Origin of the sequence: Streptomyces sp. NPDC058664 (assembly GCF_042716635.1) — a bacterium.
In the GTDB taxonomy this organism is placed as follows: Bacteria; Actinomycetota; Actinomycetes; order Streptomycetales; family Streptomycetaceae; genus Streptomyces.
Map to the genome: position 1 here is coordinate 1 of NZ_JBHXRW010000055.1, position 19,166 is coordinate 19,166.

Below are 19,166 nucleotides of genomic sequence, written 5' to 3' on the forward strand. Positions count from 1 at the left end.
GGTTTTTTTTTTTATACTCCACTTTTCGGGGTCGGCGCGCCGGGGGTCGCCCGCCCCCCCGGCCCGCCCCCCCCCGGGGCGGCGGGCCCCCGGGGTGGGGGGGCCCGCCCGGCCGTGCCTACAGGTAGGGCCGGGTGATCAGCTCGAAGGCGTGACCCGCGGGATCCTTGAAGTAGACCCCTCGCCCTCCGTGCTCGGTGTTGGTCTCGCCGGGGCGCCGCATCTGCGGGTCGGCCCAGTGCTCGATCCCCTGGTCGCACAGCCGCCCGTACGCGCGGTCGAACAGCTCGTCGTCGACGAGGAACGCGTAGTGCTGCATCTGGATCTCAACCGGGGGTTCGGCGAACTGGATCAGAACGCCGTCGGCGAGCTGGACGTTGAGGAAGGGGCCCCAGGACGGCGCTTCGGGGAGTTCCAGCAACTCCCGGAAGAACTTCGCCGATTCGTGGCGGTCCTTGGCGGCGATGATGGTGTGGTTGAACGTGACTGCCATGTGGATGACCTCGCTGTTGATTCGACACGGAGACGGATGCGCGGTGCTTGCGCATCGCGGAGGTCCACGTGCCGAACCGAGGGGGTGCTTCCGACGCACCCGCCGAGCGGTCAGTCGTCCACCGGATGGCCCGTCTGTGTATGGCGTCGAGTCGCCGGTCCGGTGTTCACGTCGAAGGACGGTACGTGATCACGTCAGGCATGACAAGGGTCTTCTTCGCGCCGTCACGCCCGCGACCGTCGGGGCGACTCGGGCCGGACCGCCGCCTGTTCGCTCTCGGACGGGTCTCCGTAGCGGGTGACCATCGCGGCGGCGCGGCGACGCAGGGAGGTGCGCAGCGACCGGGGGGCAGGGCCTCCGCGTCCGTGCCGAGCCGCCACAGCGCCCATTCGGCGTGTCTCATGTCCTGGAAGGTCACCTCAAGACGCAGCCGGCCGTCCGCGTCGGGGGCTTCCGCGCGGACGGCCGGCGCGGTGTCCAGCAGCTCCTCCCGCCGCGCCGGATCCATCCGTACGAGCACGGTGACGTGGTCACCGTCGGAGAGGAACCGCGCGGAACGCTCACGCCAGATCCGGTCCAGATCGACCCGGTTCGGTCGCTGCGCCGTCTCGGGGAGTTCCTCGGCGGCCGACACCCGCGACAGCCGGTAGGTGCGGTCCCCGCCGGACCTCGTGGCCAGCAGGTAGCCCCGGCCGCGTACGGTGACCAGGCCGATCGGGTCCACCGTGCGCCACGCGGGCGCCTGGCCCGTGGCCGCGTAGTGGATGCGCAGCTTGTGTCCGGCGAGTACCGCGCGCCTGACCACGGTCATCGTGGTGTCGGGCACCCGCTCGGTGACCAGCCCGCGCGAGAGCAGGTCCGTCTCCGGATCGACGAGAAACCGCTGCGCCGCGTCGCTCGCGGAGGCCTGATGGCTCTCGGGCAGCGCGTCGACCACCTTCCGCAGGGCCGAGGCGAGCGCCGGGCCGAGGCCGAACGTCTGCTCGCCGCGCCCCGGTCCTGTGGTCAGCAGGGCGAGGGCCTCGTCGTGGTTCAGCCCGGTGAGCTCGGTCCGGAAACCGGGCATCAAGGCGAAGCCGCCGTGCCGGCCCCGCTCCGCGTAGACCGGGACGCCGGCCGCGGACAGCGCCTCGATGTCGCGCAGCACGGTGCGGGTGGAGACCTCCAGCTCGCGGGCCAGCGTGTCCGCGGCCAGCCGACCGTGCCGACGCAGCAGCAGCACCAGTGAGACCAGTCGATCGGCTCGCATGCGGGGACACCAACGGAATACATGGCTGAGGGTGTCGTGATTCGTTGGAAGGCCCGTCGGCGTGACGTCACCACCGGCGGTTACCGCGCCGGCGGTGACGCGCGTACTCCCGATGAATCGATTGGAGCTGCCGTGGCAGTGGAACGAACGGCGGTCGACCCGGTGACGTGGTCGGAGAAGCTGGGATTCAACCAGGGGGAGGTCGTCTCCGGGCACACCCGGACCCTGTACGTCTCGGGACAGACCGCGATGAGCGGCGACGGCGAGCCCCGGCACGACGGTGACATGGAGGGGCAGCTGACGCTGAGCGTCGACAACCTGGAGGCCGTGCTCGGCGAGGCCGGCATGTCGCTCGCGAACCTCGTCCGGCTCAACCTCTACACGACCGACGTCGATCTGCTGTTCCGGCACTACGGGGTGCTGGCGGCGCGGTTGGGTGCCGCCGGTGTGGCACCGGCCTCCACGATGCTCGGGGTGACGCGACTGGCGATCCCCGGTCAGATGATCGAGCTCGAGGGGACCGCCGTCGCCTGACGCGCCCTCGCCGCCCGCTCCTCGTGCCGGTCGGACCGGCACGAGGAGCGGGCGGACGGGCAGCGGTCCGCGCGACGCAGGGCGGTCCGGTCGGCCAAGTCCATGGCGGGGGCGGACAGTTCACGCCGCCCATGGCATCTCTTTCAGACTCTCTTCGGATGGAAACCTTGAGTTAACCCTGCAAATGATTTTGCAGGGTTAACGTCTTTCTTGGCAGATCTTTGACCAAACGTTGGCACGCCCTAGAGGCGTGAACCACCTGGAGAGGGCGCATGTTCCGAGGTGCCACGGCCCGGACCGCGGTGTCGATCCTTGCCGCCGTCCTGCTCGGTCTTCAAGCCCTCGCGTCCACCACGTCCTTCGCATCTGCGCACACGTCTCGTCACGTCATAGCCAAGGGTCAGCCCGGAACAAAGCCCTCCGGGGAGGCGACGCACGACGAGATCGCCACCTGCCGGGACGCCGGACGCCCCGGGGATCCGACCGGTCCCCCGCGCGTCCGCGACCGGCACCGCACCGCCGCCGCCGCCGACTCCGCACCAGAAGCACCCGACCGCGCGCACCCGCGGCAGGGAGCCCGGAAGGCCGACGAGCAGGGCACACCCCGTACTGCTCAGCACCGCACGTCGAGATCCTCGGCAGCCCACTCCCCGGCGGCACTTCAGGTGTTCCACTGCTGAGCAGCGGAACAGTCCCCCACACCTGTCCTTGCCCGTCCGACGCGCCCCTACGGCGCGCCAGGAGGAGTCACCACATCATGCAACCCCTCATCGACAACGCCCGCACGTTCGGACAGCGCCCTGAGGAGTTCGCCGGCCTCGCCCGAGGCCAGTCGCCCGAGGTCCTGTTCATCACCTGCGCCGACTCCCGTGTCGTCCCGGCCCTGATCACGGGCGCCCGCCCCGGACAGCTCTTCGAGCTGCGCACCGCGGGCAACATCGTTCCCCCGTACGCCTCCGGCACCCCCACCGGCGAGGCGGCCACCATCGAGTACGCCGTGGAGGTCCTCGGCGTCCAGCACGTCGTGGTCTGCGGCCACTCGCACTGCGGCGCCGTGGGCGCGGTGGTGCGCGGCGACGACCTCGACGCCGTACCCGCCGTTCGCGACTGGCTCGCGCACGCCGCGGACGAGCCGAAGTGCTCCGACCCCGCGGACCCGACGGTCGGCGAGGCCGTGCGGCACCACGTCCTGACACAGCTGCTGCGGCTGCGCTCCTACCCCTGCGTCGAGAAGCGCCTGCGGACGGGCCACCTCCGGCTGCACGGCTGGTACTACGAGGTGCACACCGGAGCCGTGCGCGAACACCGCGCGGAGACCGACACCTTCGAAGCGCTGTGAGGGACACCATGGCCGTGATGTCGAGGTTCCCTCACCTGCGGCAGGATTTCGCCGCCTCCATCGTCGTCTTCCTCGTCGCCGTACCGTTGTGCGTCGGCGTGGCGGTCGCCTCCGGCGTCCCGGCGGAACTGGGCCTGGTCACCGGCATCGTGGGCGGACTGCTCACCGGCCTTCTGCCCGGCAGCAGTCTTCAGGTGTCGGGGCCGGCGGCGGGCCTGACCGTGCTGGTCTTCGAGGCGGTCAGCGAGTTCGGTGTGGCCGCGCTCGGCGTGATCGTGCTGATGGCGGGTCTGCTCCAGCTCGCCATGGGCTTCCTCAAGGTGGGCCGCTGGTTCCGGGCGATATCCGTCGCCGTCGTCGAAGGCATGCTCTGCGGCATCGGCCTGGTGATCATCGCCGGCCAGCTCTACGCGGCGGCGGGCATGAAGGCCCCGCAGACCGGCATCGGCAAGATCGTGGGTCTGCCCGGGGCGTTCGCCGACGCGCTCGGCAGCACCGGGGCCCTGTCCTCGCTCGCGATCGGCGCGGGCACCGTCGCCGTCATCGCGCTGTGGAAGAAGACGCCGAAGAAGGTGCGGGCCGTGCCCGGCGCCCTCGCGGCGGTGGTGCTGGCCACTCTCGTCTCGCTCGCCTTCAGCCTGCCGGTCGCCACGGTCGAGGTGGAGGGTCTGCTCGGCGTCATCCAGCCGCCCGGGTCCGAGGCTTTCGGTGAACTGGCCGGTCCGGCCATCTGGGGCACCATCATCGCGTTCGCGCTGATCGCCTCCGCGGAGTCGTTGTTCAGCGCGGCGGCCGTGGACCGGCTGCACGACGGGTCACGCACCCAGTACGACAAGGAGATGATCGCCCAGGGTGCGGGCAACACGGTGTGCGGTCTGCTCGGCGCACTGCCGATGACCGCGGTGATCGTGCGCAGCTCCGCGAACGTCCAGGCGGGTGCGAAGACGAAGGCGTCGCGGGTGCTGCACGGCGCGTGGCTGCTGCTGTTCGCCGCCGTGCTGCCCTCCGCGCTGGCGCTGATCCCGCTGCCCGCCCTGGCCGGCATCCTGGTGCACGCGGGGTGGAAGCTGATCCCGTTCCGCCAGATCACCGCACTGTGGCGGGGACACAAGGGCGAGGCGCTGATCCTGGTCGTCACCGCGGTGTCGATCGTCGCCGTGAACATGTTCGAGGGTGTGCTCATCGGTCTGGCCCTGGCGGTGATCAAGACCGCCTGGGAGGCGTCGCACCTCAGGCTGGAGGTCGTCGACAAGGGCGCCGGCCCCGTCCAGGTGTACGCCTCGGGCAACGCGACCTTCCTACGGCTGCCGAAGACCCTCGACAGCCTGGAGTCCCTGCCCCAGGACCGGCCGGTCGAGCTGGACCTGTCCGGTCTGCACCACCTCGATCATGCCTGCCGCACAGCCCTGGAGAACTGGGCCGAACGGCACAGCGCACCCGACACCGCTCCCGTGAAGGTCACGTCCGCCGAACCCGCGAGGGCCACGGCGCCGTAAGACCTCGCCGTGGGGATCAGCCGCCCGGTCGGAGGCTCGGCCGAGCCTCCGACCGGGCACGTCGCCGAAAGTGTTCCCCGCTCGGGCGCCTCCCTCCGCTCGGTGACCGTGAAGCGCTTCGGCATGTCGTCGTGCGGCGGGTCGACCGGCGTTTCCGGAAGCCGCCACAGGAGCCTCCGACCCGCACACGCATCGGGCGGGAAAGGCTCACCGTTCGAGGCCGGAGGGCAAGGACCAGGCCAGGGCGCCCGCTGATCGCCGAGAACGGCGCCGCGTGCGGCGAGCCGGTCGTGGTGGTTCCACGCCTCGCGCGGGAACTCCGCGCGGACCGCGTCCGTGCCGGCATCGGATCCGCTCGTGAGGCCGGGCAGCAGTCGCGGAACCCGTTGCCCGGACGACCGGGGACGACCAGTTCCCCGTCCTCGTGGTGCCGTGAGGATCGCGCGCCCACGCTGCCACTCCTGGAGACTTCGCCGATCTCCCTACCGGGGGGCGACGCCCGAGCGCCTCGCGATCTCCCGTTGCGCAAAACCTTGTCACGCCTCAGGGGTCACCCTATTCTCCGGGCAAGAAAGCGCTTTCCATGCGTCCGTGGGCGCCTCCCCGAAGGCTGCCCCTGGACGGTTTCTTCTGGACTGAACGGCAATCCCCACCCCCCAGCGTTCGAAGACAAGAAGGACGGCGAACATGAGACGACCAGTCACCTGGCGACTCCCCGCGGCAGCCGCCGCGATGACCCTGGCGGCCGCGACCGGTGTGGTGCTCGCGATGCCCCAGGCATCGGCGGCGACCGGCGGTGCCAGTGGGTACGCGACGCAGAACGGCGGAACCACCGGCGGCGCGGGCGGGCAGACGGTGCGGGCCACCACCGGCACCCAGATCCACGCGGCCCTGTGCGGCCGGGCCAGCAGCAGCACCCCGATCACCATCGAGGTCGAGGGGACCATCAACCACGCCAACACCGCCAAGGTGTCGGGCACCAGCTGCAGCACCGCCGACGGAGTGATCGAGCTCAAGCAGATCAGCAACGTCACCCTCGTCGGGGTCGGCGCGGGCGCCGTCTTCGATCAACTCGGCATCCACATACGCGAGTCCCGCAACATCATCATCCAGAACGTGACCGTCAAGAACGTCAAGAAGTCGGGCTCGCCCATCTCCAACGGCGGTGACGCCATCGGCATGGAGAGCAACGTCCGCAACGTCTGGGTCGACCACGTCACCCTGGAGGCGTCGGGCGGCGAGTCGGAGGGCTACGACGGCCTGTTCGACATGAAGGACAACACCCAGTACGTGACCCTGTCGTACAGCGTCCTGCGCAACTCCGGCCGCGGCGGCCTCGTCGGCTCCAGCGAGACCGAGCTCTCGAACGGCTTCATCACGTACCACCACAACCTGTACGAGAACATCGACTCGCGCGCGCCCCTGCTCCGCGGCGGCGTCGCGCACATGTACAACAACCACTACCAGCGGATCAACGAATCCGGCATCAACTCCCGTGCCGGTGCCCGCGCCAAGGTCGACAACAACTACTTCGAGGACTCCAAGGACGTCCTCGGCACCTTCTACACGGACGCGGCCGGCTACTGGCAGGTCAGCGGCAACGTCTTCGACAACGTGACCTGGTCCGCCCGTGGCGCCGAGAACAATCCGGCCGGACCCGACCCGCAGTCCAACACCACCGTCACCATCCCGTACGCCCACACCCTCGACGCCGCCGCCTGCGTGCCGGACGTCGTCAGCCGGACGGCGGGCGCCAACAAGGGACTTCAGGTGTCGAACGGCAACTGCACGCCGCAGACGCCGTCCCCCACCCCGTCGACGTCGACACCCACGCCGCAGCCGACCACCCCCACGCCGTCCCCCACCACGCCCACCACGGGGCCGACCCAGCCGGGCGGGACCAACCTGAGCATCGGGGCCGGTTCGGACGGTTCGAGCAAGGCCGACGGTACGAGCTACGGCAACGTACGGGACGGCAACCTGAGCACGTACTGGTCGCCGGCCGGCTCGACCGGGTCCGTGTCGATCAAGTGGGGCTCCGCCACCACCGTCTCCTCCCTCGCCATCCGTGAGGCGGCGGGAGCGACGGGCGCCATCGGGTCCTGGAGGGTCCTCAACGGCGACACCGGGGCCGTGCTGGCGTCGGGCAGCGGGGCGGGCGTCATCCCCGTCCCCCGGACCGCGCTGAACAAGATCACCTTCGAGATCGTCAGCTCGACCGGCACCCCCAGGGTGGCCGAGTTCGAGACCTACGCCGGATAGCCGGTTCCCCGGCTCTTCGACGGCCCGGATCCGGCTCCCCCGGGTCCGGGCCGACGCGGTCGGTTCGGACTTCCCCGGGTCCGACCCGACCGCGGCCGGTTCCGGCTTCCGCCCGGTCGGACCGGGTCGGGTCGGGTCCCGACTGACCCTGCCCGAGCGTCCAACGACCGCCACGCGTGCGCGTACCCCGGACCGTTCAGCTCACGAACTCACGGTCTCCGTAGCGCACCTCGGCCTTGCCCCAGTCGGCGCCGAGCGCGGTCGTGAACCTCCGGGCCGGGGGCAGATCGGCGATCGGGGCGACGAGGACGAGCCGGCCTTCGAGGGTGACCGAGCCTCCACCGAGCTTCTCGCGGGCCTCGGGGTCCGCGACGAGCGCCTCGCGCAGGCCACTCACCCCGACACCCGGCACCTCGATCTCGACCGCGTCGGTCTCCCGTGACGTGCGGGGTAGACAGCGGAAGGTGAGCACGGCCTCCTGGTCGTACTGCTTGGCGATGACGCCGGCGATGTGGTGGAGCCCGTCGCGGCCCACCCTGTCGACGTCGAACCCGCGCGACCTCTCGTACGTGGCCTGCTCCAGGTCGTCGGACCAGAAGACACCGTCGAGGAGCGTCGAGGCGACCGGCCGGGCGCCATGGGCGCGGATGACCGCGCGCACCTCGTGGTCGAATCGGGTCAGGCGGGTCCTGAGCCGGGGATCCTCCGGGTCCGTGATGATCGCGGTGTTGTCGGTCGCGAAGATCTCCGCCGCCGGGCAGCCGGGGCCGGCGGGGCTCGCGTGTGTGCTCTCCGCGCCCGTGATCCCGAGCACGAGGGCGGCGACGCCCGCGGCGAGGCTCCGGAACCGGAGCCGTCGGCGGGTGGTGACGTTCTCTCTCATGGCGTGACCAACGAGCCAAGGTGATCGACGGGTCGGCTCGGAGAACGGCGGCTCCGGAACGGGCCGGGTCGAGCGCCTCGATCGACTCGGTCCTGGTGCCCCGATGGGACATCCGGGAAGACTGTCGCATTCGGCATGGACAGCGGCTCCCGTGACGACTTGTCGCCAACGGGCGATCTGCGGCGTACGGGCGATACGGGATGGGCAGCATCGCCGGGGGACGGATCGGCCGTACCCGGGACGAAAGGAGCGTGCCATGCCGTCCGACTTCTTCGCCCGGCTGCTGAGACGCGGTGGGGCGGCTCCGGCCGGGTCCGCGCGGCTTCCCGGGACCGTCGTGCTCGACGCGGACTTCTCCTCCGCCGAGCAGTGGGCCGCCGGCCGGTCCTGGGCGTATCCCGACGGCGGGCCGACCAATCCGGGTGACAACAAGCTCGACCACCTCGTGGCCGACCCCGCGTACAGCAGGACGGGGGTGTTCCGGGCGACCCGTCGGTCCGACGGCAACTGGGACGCGGGCCTGCTCACGACGGAAGGCAGTCCCGAGGGCTTCCTGGTGCGGACGGGCGACGTCCTGGAGGCGAGGGTGCGGCTGCCCGTGGAGACGGGCGCCTGGCCGGCCATCTGGACCTGGCTCGACGGCGGGCAGGAGATCGACGTCTTCGAGTACCACCCCGACAACCCGGACCTGCTCGAGCTGTCGAACCGGATCCGGGGGCGCCACCTCTACTTCCGGAACCCGGCCGTCCAGCCGGGGGCGTGGGTCGACCTCCGGGTCGAGTTCGGTGCCCGCAGCGTGGTGTGGTGGGTCAACGGGGCGCAGGCCTTCGACGACCGGCGCGGGGTGGGGCGTTCCTGGCGGGCCCATCTGATCGTGAACCTGTCGGTGTGCGCGGGCCGCTACCACCCGGCGCCCGATCCCGGCACGTCGGAGATGTCGTACGAGGTGGCGGAGTTGCGCGTGTACCGGGACTAGGCAGTTTCGTTTGGATCATTAGCAGGCCAGGCCGATCCGGGCCGGGGGCAGCCGAGTGCATCCACCCGACCACATCGTCGGCCCGCCCGGCGCATCCGCCGGACCGGTCGTGCCGAGCGGCCTGCCCGGACCCATGTGCGGCCCGAGACTCACCCGTGACCTGCGGAAAGATCCACGACGGGGATTACCCCTGGTTCCGTGGCCGCACACAGGATCGTCACCGAACCGACATACCGAGCGGTCGGAAACCCTCTTACGCAAGGGCTATACCCATGAGTAACGTACGCGGACCACCCGCGCCACCCGCCCGTTCCCCTGGGCGGCAAGGAGCAAGATCGATGTCGTACCACCAGTCTTTCCCCGGCCCACCGCCCGTACCGCAGCACCGGAATGCCGGGCGGCACCGCCAAGAGGCGGCGTCGCATTCCTGGGAGGGTGGATCGCCGTCCCGGGACACCGATCCACAGGCAGCCTGGGACTCGTCCCCGCGAGCGTGGGACTCCTCGCCGCAGGGCTGGGACTCCGCGCAGCAGCCCTGGCACGCGTCCCCGCAGCCGCGACCGCCCGCCGCCACCGACGATCGTGATGATCTGCGCCGGCTCGGATCGGCCTACCGCAGGCTCCGCCGCGTCGCCACCTTCACCGCGCTCGGCTACTTCGTCATCTTCCTTTTCCTGTCCGGCTACGCCCCCTCGATGATGACCAGCAACATCACCGGTGGTCTCACCACCGGTCTGGTCCTGGGGCTCCTCCAACTGCCCGTGGCGCTGGCTGCGATCGCGCTGTACGAGCGGATCGCACGCAAACGCGTCGACCCGCTCGTCGCGGCGATCCACGAACGCGCCGAGCAGGCGGCCGCGGCAGCCGCGCCCCCGCCAGAACGCCAGAGCCGCTCCGGACGTCCCGTGTGGCAGCAGCCCACCGGAGGTGCGCGCGCATGACCAGCTTCAGCTCCGGGGCCCAGACCATGTCGCTGATGGCGTTCATCGCGGTCATCACTGTCACGCTGCTGCTGTGCGTGATGACCGGCCCCGATCGTGACGACCTGGGCGAGTTCTACACCGGCTACCGCTCGCTCTCGCCCGTGCAGAGCGGCCTCGCGATCGCCGGCGACTACATCTCCGCCGGCACCGTGCTCGGCACCATCGGCATCATCGCGCTCGTCGGCTACGACGGCGTCACGCTCGCCCTGAGCACCGCGCTCTCGCTGGTCCTGATGATGTTCCTGCTCGCCGAGCCGCTGCGTAACGCCGGGCGGTTCACAATCGGCGACGTCTTCGCCCGGCGTCTCCCCGGCCCCGCCGCGCGGATCACCACGGCCGCGGTCACCCTGATCGCACTGCTGCCGCTGGTGATCTTCCAGCTCGCGGGCGCCGGTGACCTCCTCTCCGTCGTCCTCGGCTTCAACTCCGACGGCTTCAAGACCGGGGCGATCGTGTTCCTGGGCCTGCTGATGATCGCGTACGCGGCGATCGGCGGCATGAAGGGCACCGCCTTCATCCAGATCGTCAAGACCGTCACCCTGCTCGGCGCGTCCCTCGCGATCGCCGCGCTCATCCTCAACCGCTTCGACTTCAGCCTGCCCTCCCTGCTGGACGCCGCCAAGCGCGGCAGCGGGGCGGGAGACGCCTATCTCGCCTCCGGTCTGCAGTTCGGCGGTAACGAACTCGACATGATCAGCACTCAGTTGACGGTCTTGCTCGGCGCCGCGGTGCTGCCGCAGATCACCATGCGCATGTTCACCGCACGCAGCGCGGCAGCCGTGCGGCGCTCGATGTCCTGGGCCGTGTCGACCGTCGTCGTGACCTGTCTGCTGATCGCCGTCATCGGCTTCGGCGCGGCGGCGATCGTCGGCCACCAGGGGATCGTCGCCGGCGACCCGCAGGGCAAGACAGCGTTCCTCATGGTCAGCCAGGCCGTCATGGGCACGGACCAGACGACCGTCGAGACACTGCTGTTCACGGCCGTGTCGACAGCCATCTTCCTCACCCTGTTGGCCTCGGTCGCCGGGATCACCCTCGCCTGCGCCAACACCCTGGCGCACGACCTCATCACGCACGGGCTGCGCCGCAAGGCGCAACTGAAGGACTCCGCAGAGATGGCCATCGCCCGAACCGCCGCGGCGGGCGTCGGGCTCGTGGCGATCGCGATCGCCGCCGGTGCACGGCACCTGAACCTTCAGGCACTGCTCACCCTGTCGTTCTGCATCGGCGCGTCCGCGGTCGCACCGGCCCTCATCTACAGCCTCTTCTGGCGCCGCTACTCCCGTACGGGACTGCTCTGCACCCTCATCGTGGGCAGCGCCTCCGCGTTCATCCTCATGACAGGCAGCAACCTGGTGTCCGGATCGCCCCAGGCGATCTTCCCGGACCAGGACTTCAACTGGTTCCCGTTCACCACGTCGGGCATCCTCTCGGCCCCGCTGGGCTTCCTCGCGGGCTGGCTCGGCACGGTGCTCTCTGAACGCGACCCGGCCGACCAGCGCATGCGGTACGAAGCGGTGGAGGAGACAATCCTGGCCGGCACACCCGCGGCGAACAGCGCCTCCGCGTCCTGACGCGCACGCCCCGACGAGAGGGCGCCCGTCCTGAAGTTCCAGGCCGGGCGCCCTCTCGGCTGTCCCGAGGTGCCCAACGAGCTGGTGCGTGATAGCGGCTGATACGTCGTTGCTGGTGGCTGGCATGATCCGGGTGTGACGATCATGGTCGACCGGGCGGTCCTCGCGCATCAGTTGTTCACGGGGGTCTCTCGGCATCGTCTCGCCTGTCTGGCTATGGAGTTGGCCGAGCCGTGGCAGGCAGGTGTCGAGGGGCGCCGTCATGAAGCACGCGGCGGGGCCAGGAGGCGGGCTGCGGGGGCCGGCGCCCGGCATCAGCTGATCTTCGTGGACCGGCTGGTCGCCGCCCTGATTCATCTGCGGCACGATCTGCCGCACTCTGTTCCCGCCCTGTTGTTCGGGGTCGACCGCTCCACCGTCACCCGGGCCGTCGGAGAGATACGCGGGCTCCTGGCCGAACGAGGCTGCGCGGTCCCCGACCGCCCTGGTATGCGGCTTCGAACCCTGGCCGATGTGTTCGCCTACGCCCAGGCCGAGGGCATCGAGCTGCGTCTGGACGCCACCGAGATCCAGGTCCGCAGGCCTCCGGCCGGCCGTGGCGGACGCCGCGCGTTCGTCTCGGGCAAGAAGAAGCAGAACACCATGAAGGCCACCGTCATCGCCGACTCTCAGGGCCGCACGCTCTGGACCGATGGCCTGCGACCTGGCCGGATGCACGATGCGACCGCCGCCCGCAACGAAGGCATCGCCGTCTGCTTCCAGCACTTCCCCGACGTGGAGGTTCTCCTGGACGACGGATATCTGGCCCTCCGCCGCGACCACCCCGGCCAGGCGATCACACCCCCCAGAAAGCCGAACAAAATCGCCCTTCCGTACGTGCACGCCGCCGGAGAAGAAACCCGGCACCGACACTCATCGAAACGCAGCACCGTCGAGCACGCGCTCGCCGACCACAAGCGCTGGAAGCGGCTGACCCGATGGACCCACCCCGGCGAGATGCCCTGCCCGTCACCTACCGGGCCATCGCCGGCCTCGTCTCCGACCGCACCGCCAACGCGTGACCACGACTCCGATCAGGCAAACACGACTCCATCGCTATCACGCACCAGCTCGTAAGGGGCGCGCCCGGGCGTCCCTGGCACTGCAACGGTCTTTAGCGCACGCATGAACGGGTGCCCGGAGCGCACCTGGAGGCGCACGAACCAGGGCGAGGCCGGAGGCGGGGCGGAGCGGGGAGCAGGACGGCGCGGGCGCAAGGCGCTGGCCCCGCGCCGGGCACCACCAGGACGAGGGCGAGGACCACGAGCGCCGCCAGGACGTGACCGGTGCACCGCCGGACCGGGCCGTGGGCAGTCCCTCACAGACTCACAGCACGGCTGTTCACCAGGCAAAACCGTCTGTGAGCCATACAGGGGTGGCACGTGGGCCGGGCTGGTCAGTCGGCCGACTCGACGGGTGGTGGAGCCGGGTGGTTTTCATGCCGCCAGGTGATGCCGTGTTCGACCTGGGAGGCGGCGAGTCCGGTCTTCGCCAGTTGTTGGGTGCTCAGGCCCTCTGGATGCCGCTTAAGTGCCAGGGCGACCTTGCCGGCCCAGAGCTCGACGTCGACGAAGGGTCTCTGTCGGTGGTGGTGCCGGAGCTCGGCCAAGTGCTTCAGGGAGCAGGCGGTGAGGATGCGTCTGCCGTCGAGCAAGGGGTCCTGCCCGTATACCGCGGAGGAGTCGGCGACGAGCGCGTGGATCTCCGAGCCGGGGGTGCTGAAGGTTCCGCACAGATCGCAGCGCATCGTGATCACCTGGGCGTTCTCTGCGCACAGCGCAGTGCTGCTTGGGCGGCCCCGATGCCGGGCGCGGGATCGGGGCCGCGGACGGCGCAGGCCCGGCCGTGGGGCGCCCGGACCCGTGCACGCGTCACCCGGTCCAACGCGCCTGCTCCGCCAAGGACACGCACCACGTCGCCCTGGTGCGCGCGGTGGTCCTCGCGTGCGCGGGTGGCTGCGTGCGGGCCGGCCGGTGGGCGGGCGTGCGGGCGTTGGGACGCGCTCCTTTGGTCGCGGGTCAGGTGTCGGCGGGGCGTGGAGGCCGAGCTGGACGGCGACCAGGGCGGTTACCGGTTACCGGTTACAGGCCGGGGAGAGTCGCTCCGGACCGCCCTGATCAGCGAGAACCGGCGTCCTCACCGGCCTGTAACCGGTATCCCGTAACCGCCGGGCGTCCGACGCCGGGCCCGGGGAAGACATCGGCCCCCGGCGGGCTCCTGCGGCGCTATGAAGGGCTGTGGGCGTACGGCCGGACGGGGCGTCGCCAGGAGGTCCTGTTCTCGTATAGCTACGGCCAGGTGGCGTGTAGCGCCGCGTAAGGCTAGGGCTGCGGCCCTGACAGCTCTTCAGCGCCGGGCCCCGGACTCCAGGGCGTTGACGCGGTTCTCGTACTCGCGGTGCCTTGCACTGCGCCGGGACGCCCTGGGCGCCGTCGAGCGGCTGGCAGAGGGCGAGGAACTGGGCATCGGGGCGGAAAAGGTCATCGCTTCTCGGGGGCGTTGGGTAGGGCATGGGCGCCCGGTCAAATGCGTTGTCGAGGCAGTAGCCCGCTGTCAAGATCGTTTGGTGAACATGCCACAGCACCAGAGCCCCCCCTTCCGTACGTCCCATCACCGACGCCGACGTTCCCACTGCGGTCGATACTCTCGCCCGCGCCTTCGCCGACTACCCCTTCACGCGGCACGTGATCGCGGCGGATGGTCATGAGGAGCGGATTCGGCGTTACCAAGAGCTGTGCCTGACCCGTATCGGCATGGTGTACGGCCGGGTCTGGGTCGCCGACGAAGGCCGCGCCGTGGCCGTCTGGGCCGTTCCCGGCCAGGACCCCTCGCCCGCCTTCGCCGAACTCGGACCGCTCCTCGGCGAACTCAGCGGCGACCGGGCCGCCGCTTCCGAGACTGCGGACACGGCCATGGCCCCGTACCGGCCCGAGGAGCCGGGATGGTTCCTGGAGACCGTGGCCACCGCCCCCGAGGCCCAGGGAAAGGGCCTCGGCAGCGCCGTACTGATTCCCGGCATCCAGGAGGCCGAGCGCGCTGGGTATCCGGCGTTCCTGGAACCGCCAGCGAGGCAAACGTACGGTTCTACGAACGCCTTGGCTTCAAGGTCACCGCCGATGTCCACCTCCCCCACAACGGCCCCCGCACGTGGTGCATGCGCAGGGCTCCTCGCTGACAGCCTGAGAATCCGACCGGCGGGAGCTGGGCTCAGACCGCCTCTTCGTCCTCTTCGAGCCCGCCCGCGCCCGGACCGCGTAGCGGGCGCAGAGCGCCGGTGGCCGGAGCGGGAGAGGTGAGCCGCCGTGGAGCGAGACCGGTCCCCGCACGATGGTGATCGCCCGCGGCGCCGCCGCCGTCCACGGCTGACTGAGTCAGCCCGTTCACACCGGGGCGACGGCCGCCTCGCCGCCGGGCGCACGCGGCCCGGGGACCGTCGCGGTCCGAGTGGTCAGGTCGAGGTCGAGGCGGCCCGCGAAGGAGAACCCTCGGTGAAGCGGACCCACCGCGGGCGGATCGTCATTGACGGCCAGGAGCACGACCTGGCCCTGGGGATCTGGTACTCCAATCAGAAACAACGCCGCGACAAACTCACCGGGGAGTAGCTGGGCGCTCTCCGAGGGCTGGGAGTCGAGTGGGCGTAGCCGCGCCGAGGGGCGGATGCACCCGGACAGGCCGCAGGGAGTCGTGCCGGCTGGGGTCAGTGCCCGGGGCGGCCGGCTCCGGCCACTCCCTTGCGCAGGGCGGAGGTCAGGACCGCGGCGAGACCGGTCGCGGCCGCGCTCCCGATCATGACCGTCCCCACGCCGATCACGAACAGGCCGCTCGCGTCGTCCGACCAGTCGTAAGCGGCGGCCAGGGCCAGACCGCCCGAGGTACCCAGCACCGCGGCCCCGACGTGCCCCCGAAACGCCGCCCAGCACACCGGTATCAGCAGACCCAGCCCCAGCCCGATCACCTGCCACGCCTCGTAAGGGCCGGTCGTGGAGCCGTCGGGATGCACGTCACGGAGCTGGTCCCACCCCAGCCAGGCCACCCACATCGCCACCGCCACACCCGCGAGCAGCACGGTCGTCACCGACGGGGACACGGGATTACGCGGTTGGTTCGTCATGCCCCCAGCCTCCCGGCATCCTCCGGCCCGCGTCAGAGCGCGGATACTCACTCACACCCGAGTAACAAACACACGGCCCCGCATACCTGGCCGTGGCTTTGAGATCGGGTTCTGGATCAGGTTCTGCGGGCCGGCCACGCTGAGTCACGGATCGGCACGTAAGGGCGCTCACGAACGGGCACCGTTCCGGAGAACATGAGCCGGGAACCGGGGCCCAGCTCGGGTGAGGCTCCCGCAGCCAGGGGCGACCTGATATGAGTTGATCATGAATGCAGAAACTCTTGACCCGATGGAGCGCCTGCTCGCAGAGCGGGCCTGTGAGCGGCTGGTCATCGAGTTCGTCCACCGGCTCGACCTCGGGAACCCGAGCTCGGTGGCGGACCTGTTCACGCGGGACGGCACCTGGGAATGGCCCGCCGGCGACCGCCGCATTGCGGGTCGCGACGCCCTGCGCATCTACTTCGGCGACCGGCCCGCAGACCGACTGTCACGCCGTATATGCACCAACATCCTGGTTACGGCGACCTCTGCGGATACCGCCTCCGCCACCACCTACTTCACCACGTACCGTGTCGACGGCTACAGCGAGGGCCTCGTACCGCCGCGGCCCCCGGTTCAAGTGGGGCACTACGAAGATGCGTTCCGCAAGGTGGACGACACCTGGCTGCTCACCACGCGGACTCTCTTCCTCTCTTTTGCCGGCCCCACGGAACGCCTCGACGGGCCCGTTCAGTCATGAGCTCGGCTCCCGGTCGGCCGGCCGTCAACGGTCCTGCATTCACGGGGAGTGACACTCCACAGAACCTGAGCCAGAACCTGAAATCGGCCATCTCCTGCTCGGCGGTGACCCCTGACCTGCTCAGCGGCTCTCCCCGCATCGCGTGATAGCCAGCCGGTGCCGATCCCCCAGGTTGACCCGGACACCCTCTGATCGCCGTCTTACGCCGTGACCGGTCCCCGGCCTTCTGGAGCCGGGGTCCGGTGCTGCGGCCATGGTTCGGCCGATGTTCTGGCAGGTCAGAGTTGCAACGCGGACTCTGCTGCACCCCCGGTGTTGCACGCTGTGCGGCCCCCGCGTCTGTCGGGAGCAGGCTTCACTGCGAAGCGAAGGGCGCTGGACCAAGCCCGGCAACGCCGACTTCGGTGTGGCCGCTGGTCGCCATGAACTCGCCTCACGCCCATCGGGCAGGCGGAGCACTCCCGGGTCCGCGTCGAAGAGGTCGACGCGGCTTCCCGGATCTGCCAGGGTGATGCCGCCGGCCCAGGTGCTGTCCCGGTCCGACTCCCGGTTGTCGCTCCGGCGCGGGTCGTAGAGCAGAACGAGGGACGCGGTGACCGCGACTTCGCGACCGTCAGGCATGACAACGACGGCAGGGCCCGCATAGCGCTGACGGCCATCGCCCGAGTGAAAGGGCCCACGAGGATCCATGCCGGGAGGCTAGCGCGCAGCACGCGAACCTCCCATCCCATCGAGACCCGGAAGTCGGACAGCTGGGTTCGACCGTCAGCTCTTCCCTTCGTCGACGACGGCGAGGCGGTGGCGCTGTCCGCGTACGGATCGATGGCTCATGTGCGTGCCGGACGGTGTCGCGGACAAGGTGCAGTCGAAGGATCGCGGTGCATCAACAAGCTCATGCAATGGCGTGGCCTGGCTACCCGCTACGACAAGACCGCCACCATCCACCTCGCAGGCATCTTCATCTGGTCCACAAGATGATCCGGAAGAAACGGCCTAGCAGGCGGCGGCGTCCTTCAGTGTTTCCCTCATCTTCAGGACGGTGTCGAGCCCGGTGATCTCTAGGATCCGCTTCACCTGCGGTGTCGGGTCAACCAGGCACAGATCGGTCCTGCGATGGGTGGAGATCAGCAGGTTCAGGAAGGCCGAGTCCGCGAAGGTGACGCCGGAGACATCCAGAACCACCCTCTGGTACTTCTCAGCCGCGGCGTCCAGGGCTGTCGTCAGGGGGGCGATGGTCTCCATGTCGTAGGCGCCGCTCGCGGCGACGACCCAGGTGCCATGCGCTTCGTGCTGCCGCACCGCGACCCGGTCCAGGATTCGCCCCCCAGCCTGTTCGGCCGCCCTCTCCCCGCTTCTGGCGGCACCGGTCTCGCGCTTCATCGTGACGATCCCGTCCAGAGACATCGCCCGCCCCTTCCTGTGGTTCCCGTTCAGAATCATGCCACCAGTTGCACGAAAAGTATGTCATGCATTGCGTTTCAGGCAATGCCGGTCTCTAGAATGCGGTACATGACTGCAGTGCCCGAACCACACAGAGGCTGGACGTTCATCACCAACCACGCACGCGTGCTGGCGGCCATCGCCGACGACCCCAGCGTCCGGGTCCGCGACATCGCTGCCCACTGTCGGCTCACGGAACGCGCTGTCCAGCGGATCATCTCCGACCTGGAGCAGGGCGGATATCTCTCCCACACCCGCGACGGACGCAGCAACACGTACCGCATCGAGCGGGACAAGGTGCTGCGCCACCCCGCAGAAGCGGGCCTGCCCGTGGCCTCCCTGCTCTCCCTGCTCGTCCAGGACGAGGCACACCGCACCCCAGGGACAGAAGCACCGCCGCCACATCTGATCGGCAGCCCTCACACCAGCTAGACGGAGACCAGAAGCCGACGACGATCCGCCCGCCTGGACCCACAACGCGAACGGTGAACGTCATGTCGTGGGTCTGGTCAGGTGCCCGCGTCGCGCAGGTCGGGCACTTCCCATTCCGCGGCCCATATCGCGGTGACGTAAGCCGGTACGCCGGACGGCCCTCACCCGCACTGCGGGGGACGGCCTCCGGCCCGGGCTACGTCCTGGACGAGCCGGCCCCCACGTGCGCTCGAAGTCCTCGCGGTCGACCCGGCCCTCGCGCAGCGCCCGCTCGTCGAGCCGGCAGGCCGCCGCCCGCCGCTCCTTAGGATCACCAGCGAAGTAGGCCCAGAGCACCCCGAGGTCCAACCCCTCGTCCGCCACAGGCCCCGGTCCCGGTTCAATGCGAGATGCGCATGGAGTAGAAGACGTTCCCGATCCCGCAGGTGAGCATCAGCAGCACGCAGTGGAGCCCGAACGAGTGGCGTCGGCGCCGAACCATTCCGTACCTGCCGACCACGGCCGCTGACGCGGCGGCGTTGTTGTCGATGATGATCGGCGGCTGCCCGACCGGAGCGGGAGACTGACCCGGAGTCGTCATGGAGTTGTCCTCGTGCGCAGTGATCAGGAAAAGCCG

General features: G+C 70.0%; 16 protein-coding genes and 3 pseudogenes. 12 read left to right on the forward strand and 7 right to left on the reverse strand.

Translation table 11 applies throughout. The features are described 5' to 3' along the window. Positions 1-118: 118 nt before the first annotated feature. Both ACFWUY_RS32160 and ACFWUY_RS32165 read right to left on the reverse strand, forming a co-directional pair. The gene (locus ACFWUY_RS32160) at positions 119-493 is read right to left on the reverse strand and encodes a VOC family protein (RefSeq protein ID WP_384118140.1); all 375 of its coding nucleotides are present in this window, start codon (positions 491-493) and stop codon (positions 119-121) included. A 224-nt stretch (positions 494-717) separates the two neighbouring features. Further along, positions 718-1,742: pseudogene (locus tag ACFWUY_RS32165) on the reverse strand (helix-turn-helix transcriptional regulator). Between the two features lie 138 nt (positions 1,743-1,880). Between ACFWUY_RS32165 and ACFWUY_RS32170 the strand changes: the two are divergent. The 4 genes from ACFWUY_RS32170 to ACFWUY_RS32185 all read left to right on the forward strand — a co-directional run bounded on the left by ACFWUY_RS32170 (position 1,881) and on the right by ACFWUY_RS32185 (position 7,373). Beyond that, entirely contained in the window at positions 1,881-2,276 is a 396-nt protein-coding gene (locus ACFWUY_RS32170) for a RidA family protein (RefSeq protein WP_384118242.1), read from the forward strand. A gap of 757 nt (positions 2,277-3,033) precedes the next feature. Next, positions 3,034-3,615, forward strand: coding sequence for a carbonic anhydrase (locus ACFWUY_RS32175; RefSeq protein ID WP_384118145.1), 582 nt, complete (start codon positions 3,034-3,036; stop codon positions 3,613-3,615). Between the two features lie 17 nt (positions 3,616-3,632). Next, entirely contained in the window at positions 3,633-5,111 is a 1,479-nt protein-coding gene (locus ACFWUY_RS32180; protein ID WP_384118149.1) for a SulP family inorganic anion transporter, read from the forward strand. Positions 5,112-5,798: 687 nt separating this feature from the next. Continuing rightward, a complete protein-coding gene (locus tag ACFWUY_RS32185) occupies positions 5,799-7,373 on the forward strand; it encodes a polysaccharide lyase family 1 protein (protein WP_384118155.1) in 1,575 nt (524 codons plus the stop codon). A gap of 196 nt (positions 7,374-7,569) precedes the next feature. On the opposite strand, the gene ACFWUY_RS32190 is transcribed toward ACFWUY_RS32185, so the two are convergent. Beyond that, positions 7,570-8,256 carry a hypothetical protein gene (locus ACFWUY_RS32190; RefSeq protein ID WP_384118158.1) on the reverse strand — a complete coding sequence of 229 codons (687 nt, stop codon included), beginning with the start codon at positions 8,254-8,256 and terminating at the stop codon, positions 7,570-7,572. A 256-nt stretch (positions 8,257-8,512) separates the two neighbouring features. On the opposite strand from ACFWUY_RS32190, the gene ACFWUY_RS32195 reads away from it, so the two are divergent. From ACFWUY_RS32195 to ACFWUY_RS32210, 4 genes and pseudogenes are all read left to right on the forward strand, one after another. After that, a complete protein-coding gene (locus ACFWUY_RS32195; RefSeq protein WP_384118161.1) occupies positions 8,513-9,232 on the forward strand; it encodes a beta-glucanase in 720 nt (239 codons plus the stop codon). Positions 9,233-9,570: 338 nt separating this feature from the next. After that, entirely contained in the window at positions 9,571-10,173 is a 603-nt protein-coding gene (locus tag ACFWUY_RS32200; protein WP_384118164.1) for a DUF485 domain-containing protein, read from the forward strand. Continuing rightward, the gene (locus ACFWUY_RS32205) at positions 10,170-11,789 is read left to right on the forward strand and encodes a cation acetate symporter (protein ID WP_384118167.1); all 1,620 of its coding nucleotides are present in this window, start codon (positions 10,170-10,172) and stop codon (positions 11,787-11,789) included. The genes ACFWUY_RS32200 and ACFWUY_RS32205 overlap by 4 nt, the downstream gene beginning before the upstream one ends. A 144-nt stretch (positions 11,790-11,933) precedes the next feature. Then, positions 11,934-12,850, forward strand: a pseudogene (locus ACFWUY_RS32210) (transposase family protein). A gap of 374 nt (positions 12,851-13,224) precedes the next feature. Here ACFWUY_RS32210 and ACFWUY_RS32215 read toward each other — a convergent pair. Next, entirely contained in the window at positions 13,225-13,575 is a 351-nt protein-coding gene (locus ACFWUY_RS32215; RefSeq protein ID WP_384118169.1) for a hypothetical protein, read from the reverse strand. A 1,165-nt stretch (positions 13,576-14,740) separates the two neighbouring features. Here ACFWUY_RS32215 and ACFWUY_RS32220 point away from each other — a divergent pair. Beyond that, a complete protein-coding gene (locus ACFWUY_RS32220; RefSeq protein WP_384118244.1) occupies positions 14,741-15,124 on the forward strand; it encodes a GNAT family N-acetyltransferase in 384 nt (127 codons plus the stop codon). 401 nt (positions 15,125-15,525) lie between these two features. Here the strand turns inward: ACFWUY_RS32220 and ACFWUY_RS32225 are convergent, their stop codons facing one another. After that, positions 15,526-15,939 (reverse strand): hypothetical protein, encoded by a 414-nt coding sequence (locus ACFWUY_RS32225; protein ID WP_384118171.1) that lies wholly within the window; start codon positions 15,937-15,939, stop codon positions 15,526-15,528. 265 nt (positions 15,940-16,204) lie between these two features. Between ACFWUY_RS32225 and ACFWUY_RS32230 the strand changes: the two genes are divergently transcribed. Beyond that, positions 16,205-16,678 carry a nuclear transport factor 2 family protein gene (locus ACFWUY_RS32230; protein WP_384118172.1) on the forward strand — a complete coding sequence of 158 codons (474 nt, stop codon included), beginning with the start codon at positions 16,205-16,207 and terminating at the stop codon, positions 16,676-16,678. Positions 16,679-17,554: 876 nt separating this feature from the next. Further along, a pseudogene (locus ACFWUY_RS32235) lies at positions 17,555-17,656 on the forward strand (IS5/IS1182 family transposase); the annotation flags it as partial. A 15-nt stretch (positions 17,657-17,671) separates the two neighbouring features. On the opposite strand, the gene ACFWUY_RS32240 reads toward ACFWUY_RS32235, so the two are convergent. Continuing rightward, positions 17,672-18,082: an STAS domain-containing protein gene (locus tag ACFWUY_RS32240; protein ID WP_384118174.1), complete on the reverse strand. Its 411-nt coding sequence runs from the start codon at positions 18,080-18,082 to the stop codon at positions 17,672-17,674. A gap of 105 nt (positions 18,083-18,187) precedes the next feature. On the opposite strand from ACFWUY_RS32240, the gene ACFWUY_RS32245 reads away from it, so the two are divergent. Next, a complete protein-coding gene (locus ACFWUY_RS32245; protein WP_384118176.1) occupies positions 18,188-18,550 on the forward strand; it encodes a helix-turn-helix transcriptional regulator in 363 nt (120 codons plus the stop codon). Positions 18,551-18,929: 379 nt separating this feature from the next. On the opposite strand, the gene ACFWUY_RS32250 is transcribed toward ACFWUY_RS32245, so the two are convergent. Further along, the gene (locus ACFWUY_RS32250) at positions 18,930-19,130 is read right to left on the reverse strand and encodes a hypothetical protein (protein ID WP_384118177.1); all 201 of its coding nucleotides are present in this window, start codon (positions 19,128-19,130) and stop codon (positions 18,930-18,932) included. Positions 19,131-19,166 lie beyond the last annotated feature (36 nt).

Coding starts and splice junctions, on each gene's coding strand:
- ACFWUY_RS32160 (WP_384118140.1), bottom strand. CDS start 493: ATGGCAGTCACGTTCAACCACACCATCATCGCCGCCAAGGACCGCCAC.
- ACFWUY_RS32175 (WP_384118145.1), top strand. CDS start 3,034: ATGCAACCCCTCATCGACAACGCCCGCACGTTCGGACAGCGCCCTGAG.
- ACFWUY_RS32180 (WP_384118149.1), top strand. CDS start 3,633: ATGTCGAGGTTCCCTCACCTGCGGCAGGATTTCGCCGCCTCCATCGTC.
- ACFWUY_RS32185 (WP_384118155.1), top strand. CDS start 5,799: ATGAGACGACCAGTCACCTGGCGACTCCCCGCGGCAGCCGCCGCGATG.
- ACFWUY_RS32190 (WP_384118158.1), bottom strand. CDS start 8,256: ATGAGAGAGAACGTCACCACCCGCCGACGGCTCCGGTTCCGGAGCCTC.
- ACFWUY_RS32195 (WP_384118161.1), top strand. CDS start 8,513: ATGCCGTCCGACTTCTTCGCCCGGCTGCTGAGACGCGGTGGGGCGGCT.
- ACFWUY_RS32200 (WP_384118164.1), top strand. CDS start 9,571: ATGTCGTACCACCAGTCTTTCCCCGGCCCACCGCCCGTACCGCAGCAC.
- ACFWUY_RS32205 (WP_384118167.1), top strand. CDS start 10,170: ATGACCAGCTTCAGCTCCGGGGCCCAGACCATGTCGCTGATGGCGTTC.
- ACFWUY_RS32215 (WP_384118169.1), bottom strand. CDS start 13,575: ATGCGCTGCGATCTGTGCGGAACCTTCAGCACCCCCGGCTCGGAGATC.
- ACFWUY_RS32220 (WP_384118244.1), top strand. CDS start 14,741: ATGGCCCCGTACCGGCCCGAGGAGCCGGGATGGTTCCTGGAGACCGTG.
- ACFWUY_RS32225 (WP_384118171.1), bottom strand. CDS start 15,939: ATGACGAACCAACCGCGTAATCCCGTGTCCCCGTCGGTGACGACCGTG.
- ACFWUY_RS32230 (WP_384118172.1), top strand. CDS start 16,205: ATGAATGCAGAAACTCTTGACCCGATGGAGCGCCTGCTCGCAGAGCGG.
- ACFWUY_RS32240 (WP_384118174.1), bottom strand. CDS start 18,082: ATGTCTCTGGACGGGATCGTCACGATGAAGCGCGAGACCGGTGCCGCC.
- ACFWUY_RS32245 (WP_384118176.1), top strand. CDS start 18,188: ATGACTGCAGTGCCCGAACCACACAGAGGCTGGACGTTCATCACCAAC.
- ACFWUY_RS32250 (WP_384118177.1), bottom strand. CDS start 19,130: ATGACGACTCCGGGTCAGTCTCCCGCTCCGGTCGGGCAGCCGCCGATC.